Annotated in this window: 6 protein-coding genes; 5 read left to right on the forward strand and 1 reads right to left on the reverse strand. The window is 61.0% G+C overall.

The window, feature by feature from the left end; genetic code table 11:
- The 3 genes from N2315_08660 to N2315_08670 all read left to right on the forward strand — a co-directional run.
- A partial coding sequence (locus N2315_08660; GenBank protein MCX7829247.1) for a hypothetical protein occupies positions 1-336 on the forward strand: 336 nt, incomplete at its 5' end.
- Between the two features lie 58 nt (positions 337-394).
- Positions 395-1,105 carry a response regulator gene (locus N2315_08665; GenBank protein ID MCX7829248.1) on the forward strand — a complete coding sequence of 237 codons (711 nt, stop codon included), beginning with the start codon at positions 395-397 and terminating at the stop codon, positions 1,103-1,105.
- 20 nt (positions 1,106-1,125) lie between these two features.
- Positions 1,126-3,810 (forward strand): PAS domain S-box protein, encoded by a 2,685-nt coding sequence (locus N2315_08670; protein MCX7829249.1) that lies wholly within the window; start codon positions 1,126-1,128, stop codon positions 3,808-3,810.
- Here the strand turns inward: N2315_08670 and N2315_08675 are convergent.
- The gene (locus tag N2315_08675) at positions 3,807-4,220 is read right to left on the reverse strand and encodes a secondary thiamine-phosphate synthase enzyme YjbQ (protein MCX7829250.1); all 414 of its coding nucleotides are present in this window, start codon (positions 4,218-4,220) and stop codon (positions 3,807-3,809) included. The genes N2315_08670 and N2315_08675 overlap by 4 nt on opposite strands.
- A 178-nt stretch (positions 4,221-4,398) precedes the next feature.
- Here N2315_08675 and N2315_08680 point away from each other — a divergent pair, with 178 nt between their 5' ends.
- Positions 4,399-4,962 carry a manganese efflux pump MntP family protein gene (locus N2315_08680; GenBank protein MCX7829251.1) on the forward strand — a complete coding sequence of 188 codons (564 nt, stop codon included), beginning with the start codon at positions 4,399-4,401 and terminating at the stop codon, positions 4,960-4,962.
- 60 nt (positions 4,963-5,022) lie between these two features.
- On the forward strand, positions 5,023-5,368 hold a 346-nt coding region (locus tag N2315_08685), incomplete at its 3' end, for a hypothetical protein (protein ID MCX7829252.1).

The following is a 5,368-nucleotide window of genomic DNA, read 5'->3' on the forward strand; positions in this document are numbered from 1 at the left end:
ATAAGCGAGAGCCTAAGCGGCATATCCATGGCGGCCCAGGACATGGCGGCCACCGCCGAGGAGGAGGCCGCCAGCGCTGAGGAGATAGCCTCAGTGATCCAGGGCATGGCGGACAAGACCCGAGACGTGCACGAGGCCACCTCGGTGGTGGCGTCCCAGATAAGGGACGTCTCCCAGGTGGCGGAGCAGGTGGCCCAGGGGGCCACGGAGCTTGCGGCCATAGCGGAGAAGCTGGATCGCGAGATATCCCGCTTCAAGGTGAGCGGGAAGGAAGGGGCGGGGCATCTATCACCTTCCTACAGCCCTTACCCGGCCCTTGACGCGTCCGCGTCTTGATAGGTCCCGTGCCTATAGTGTGGAACAAGATCCCCCTTTCGTCTATCATTGAACCGTGTTGTTTGACGAAAGGGGGGCTTCCATGGTTCCCTACGGGGCGGTTATAGCCGAGGACGACCGATCCATGGTGAGGCTCTACAGGGCCTTCATGGAGGGGGTGGAGGGGATAAGGCTCATAGGGGTGGCCTCTTCTGGGGACGAGCTGCTGGACTTCTTCCAAAGGGGCGGCAGGGCGGACCTTTTAATCCTCGACATATATCTTGAGGGGGCCAATGGACTTGCGGCGCTAAGGCGGATCCGGGCCCTGGGGGCGGAGGTGGACGCCGTGGTGGTGTCCTCCGAGGGGGCCCCCAAGGTGGTGGGGGAGGCCATGCGGCTTGGCATCTTCGACTACCTCATAAAGCCCTTCGGGGCCTCCCGGTTCAAAAGGGCCCTGGAGGACTTCGTGGCCTTTAGGCGCCGGATCGATAGGCTTGACCAGAGGCTTTCCCAGGACGACATAGACAGGCTCTTCCCCCGGGGGGACTCGGGGGAGGAGCTGCCCAAGGGGCTTCACAGGGCCACGCTCAAGGGAATATTATCCTGCCTGTCCTCCAACGGGGAGATGACCGGTGAGGGCCTGGCGGAGGAGCTTGGACTTTCAAAGTCCACGGTGCGCCGCTACCTGGACTACCTCGTCCGGGAGGGAGAGGTGGAACTTAAGCTCAAACACATTGGCAGGGGCAGGCCGGTTAACCTTTACGTCCCCGTGGCCAAGACGGACCGGTAAGATCTCTTGCACCCGTACCGGTGAAGCTGGAAGGAGTGGTTGCTATGCCCTTTGGTTATGAGGGGTCGGGTTTTCTGGACTTTCCGCTGTTGGATCTTTTGCACTCCTGCCCTGACCCCATATGGTGCATCAGGACGGCGGACCGCAAGTGGATGTTCCTAACCCTTGGCATGGAGGAACTCCTCAGGATGCCCATACCGGATTTCCTGGTCCGTTTCAACCTGGGCATGGTGATACATCCCGATGACGTGGGCGCGTTCAACGCCTTTTTGGAAGAGGCCCAATCGGACGGCAAGGCCTCCGCGGAGGTCCGGATGATAAGAGGGGACCAGAGCGAGGTGTGGGTGGCCTTGCGGGCGGTGGGGCACCGGGACGAGAGCGGGGTGTGCAAGTACCTGGTGGGCATAGCCCAGGACGTGTCGGAGTTGAGGCGCTACCAGGAGGAGCTCCGGCGGTCCGAGCTCAAGTGGAAGACGGTGCTTGACAACGCTGGGGAGGCCTTCTTGACCGTTGACCGGGGGGGAAGGATAACCTACGTAAACAAGTCCTTCGAGACCATGCTGGGCTACGGAAGGGACAGGATAGTGGGGGAGTCCCTTTGGACCCTGGTGCCGGAGGATCAAAGGTCCATAATAGACTACCAGTGGAGTCTTAGGAACATCCGGTGGCAGCGCCGGTACGAGATAGAGCTTTTGAGGTCCGACGGATCCAGGATCCCCGTGAGAATAATAGCCACCGTGGTGAGGGGGTTTTCCAACGATACGGAGGACTACCTGCATTTCGGCTTCATAGACGATCTTACCAAGGTAAGGCGCATCGACAGGGAGCAGAAGGACCAGCTCAAGTTTCTCAAGACCCTGCTTGACACCATCCCGAGCCCGGTGTTCTACAAGGACTCCCGGGGCAGGTACCAGGGGTTCAACCGGGCCTTCCAGGAGCTCTTCGGCCTTTGCGACGGGGACTTTCAGATGGAGCCCGGGTCCCTGCCGGAGGAGTTCGTTGCCCGGGACGTGAGCTCCGACATGGAGCTGCTGAAGAAGCCCGGCAGCATGAGCTTTGACTTCTCCATGGGGTCCGGGGAGGACCGGAGGGACTTCGTGATACGCAAGGCGTCGTTCTTCGACCACTGCGGCAAGGTGGGGGGCTTCGTTGGGGTCATGACCGAGGTTACCTCCATGAAGAGGATGGAGCGCGTCCTGCGGGAGTCCAAGGAGAGGGCGGAGGCCTCCTCAAGGGCCAAGATGGCCTTCGTGTCCCACATAAGCCACGAGATAAGGACCCCGATGAACGCGGTGGTGGGCTTGTCGGAGGTGCTCCTGGAGGAGTGCCGGGACCAGGGAATGAGGAAGGATCTGGAGCTGATCCACCAGGCGTCGTCGTCGCTGATGGACATACTGGGGGACATCCTGGACCTGGCGGCGGTGGAGGCGGGGAAGCTGAAGCTGGAGACGGTGCCGTTCTCCATTGAGGAGGTGTGTTCCCCCATATTCAGCCTCATGTGGGCGGAGGCTGAGAAAAAGGGCCTTGATTTCGTCCACCGCATAGATCCCTCCGCCCAGGGGCTGTTCCTGGGCGATCCTGTAAGGGTGAGGCAGCTCCTTTGGAACCTTTTGAGCAACGCGGTGAAGTTCACAGACAGGGGTTCCGTGTCCACCCAGATAACCTGGAAGGATGGAGGCGTACTCTTTGTGGTGTCCGACACCGGGGTGGGCATAGACGAGGCTCACCTGGACAGGATATTCGGCTACTTCGAGCGGGGGGAGGATCTTCTCACCCGGCGGCTTCCCGGCACCGGCCTTGGGCTTGCGCTGTGCAAGAGCCTGGTGTCCCTCATGGGGGGCACCATAGGAGTGAAAAGCCGCAAGGGGGAGGGGAGCGAGTTCTCCTTCTGGCTGCCCCTGGAGCGGGCGGAGGGTGTCCCCCTCCCAAGGAAGGAGGAGGACGCCCCGGAGCTGCCCAAGGGTCTTAAGGTGCTGCTGGCGGAGGACAACCGGGCAAATCAGCGGCTCATGACCACGGTGCTGCGCCGGATGAACCTGGAGGTAACCACCGCCTCCGACGGGGAGGAGGCCCTTAAGCTTTTTGAGCAGGAGGGGCCTTTCGACATGGTCCTCATGGACGTTCAGATGCCGGTGATGGACGGCCTTGAGGTGACCCGCCGAATAAGGTCCTCGGAGAAGGGCACCGGAAGGAGGACGTTGGTTGTGGGGCTAACGGCCTTTTCCTCGCCGGAGGACCGGAAGGCCTGCGTGGAGGCCGGGATGGATCGTTTCCTGGCCAAGCCGGTTTCACCCGCAAGGCTTCGCAGGGAGTTGGGGCGCATATGGGCCTTCACGTCCGAGGAGAAGTCCCTGATAGATCCGGAGGTTCTGCTGGAGATGGCGGACGGCTCAAGGGATCTGGCGAAGGGCTTCGCCAGCGACGTGCTGGAGATGCTCCCGGGCTACGTGAGCTCCCTTGAGGGCGCCCTTGAGTCCGGCTCCTCCCGACAGGAGACGGAGGAGGCGGTGGAGAAGTCCCTCCACCGCCTCAAGGGGACCGCCGGGTACCTGGGCGCGGCGTCCCTGGAGAGCGAGCTGTCTAACATGCTCCGCCGGTGGAGGTGTAGCGAGAAGGAAGAGGTCTTGGCGGCCCTTCCGGGGCTCATAGATAAGATTCGTAAGCTGGAGGAGGATCTTAAGCGATACCTTGGCTCTGAGGCCTAGAGGCCCATCACCTTAACCACCACCCGCTTGCGCCTTTGGCCGTCGAACTCGCAGTAGAAGACCCTCTCCCAGGGGCCCAGGTCAAGCTTGCCGTCGGTCACGGGGATGACCGCCTGGTGGTGGGTCAGTATGCGCTTCAGGTGGGCGTCCCCGTTGTCCTCGCCGGTCATGTGATGCCGGTAGGAGGGGTCCTCCGGGGCCAGACGCTCGAGCCATTCCATTATGTCCTCATGAAGCCCCGGTTCGTTGTCGTTCACCATAACCCCCGACGTTATGTGCATGGCGGAGACCAGCATGAACCCGTCTGAGACGCCGCTGCGCTTCAGTATCTCGTTAAGGACAGGGGTTATGTGAACCAGCTCCTTGCGCTTTGGCGTGTTCATCCAGATGTACTCGGTGTGGCTTTTCAAGTCCCACTACCCCCTTTTGGTTTAATCCAGCGGCCGGGTTTTTGTTTTTACTATATTTAAAGCCCGGGCCTTAGTTCCCATGGGCTTGGCGCCTGAGCGAAACGTTTCGCCGTCAATGGTATGGTAGTAAAATACTCGAGTTTTTGCCAGTTTATCCAGCCGGATGGGGGTATGTTTTTTGGATCTTCTCTTCTCGGTGGCCCTGGGGCTAAGCCTCTCCATGGACGCCTTCGCGGTGTCCTGCGCCATGGGGGTTTGCGGACTGTCGGACATCAGGGGGGCCCTGAAGCTGTCCCTGAGCTTTGGGGTATTCCAGGCCCTGATGCCCCTGCTTGGGTGGTTGGGGGCCAGCTCCTTTGGAAGGTATCTTGAGAGGGTTGACCACTGGGTGGCCCTCGGGGCCCTTTCCCTTGTGGGAGGGAAGATGATCTTGGAGGGGCTGGAGAAGCTCAAGGGGGAGACTTGCCCCGCCAGCGCAGACCTTGGGACCGGGCGGCTGCTGACCCTGTCCATAGGCACCAGCATCGACGCCTTGGCGGTGGGGGTGGGGTTCATAGGGATGAGGCTTAACGTGCCCGTTACATCGTTGGTCATAGGGGTAGTAACGTTTCTGGTTTGCCTTTTGGGGGTGCTGGGATCCGGACGGCTCTTCAAACCCCGGGGCGGGGCCTTTGAGATGGCCGGCGGGACCGTGCTTATCATCATAGGGGTCAAGATCCTGCTGGAACACTTGGGATCGTGACGAAGGGATCATTTTAAAATAAACATTAATGAGATATAATAGTTCTCCATGAGGACTTTGTTGAGATCGTCGTTGGTTTTGGGGTTGGCCCTGTGGGGTTTCCTTGGCACCGGGCCGTGGTTTGGTGTGGGAGTTGCCTGGTGTGGGGAGCTGCTCTACACCTTGAGGCTTCCCCTTGAGCCCAGGGCGCCGGTTGAGGCGGTGTATCCCGACGGCAGGAGGGTTTTCCTGGGCACCGTGCGGCTCATACCGTGGAAGACCCGTTACCCGGGTTTCACCGCCAGCCGCAACGGTACCGGCGGGGAGGTGATAGCCTCGGGGGCCAACGCGCACCACCTGTTGCTGGATGTGGAGAAGGGAAAGGGGAGGACGCTTAGCATAATACCGTCCAGCACGTTCGTGGCGG

It is taken from the genome of Thermanaerothrix sp. (assembly GCA_026417795.1).
Lineage (GTDB): Bacteria > Synergistota > Synergistia > Synergistales > Synergistaceae > Thermanaerovibrio.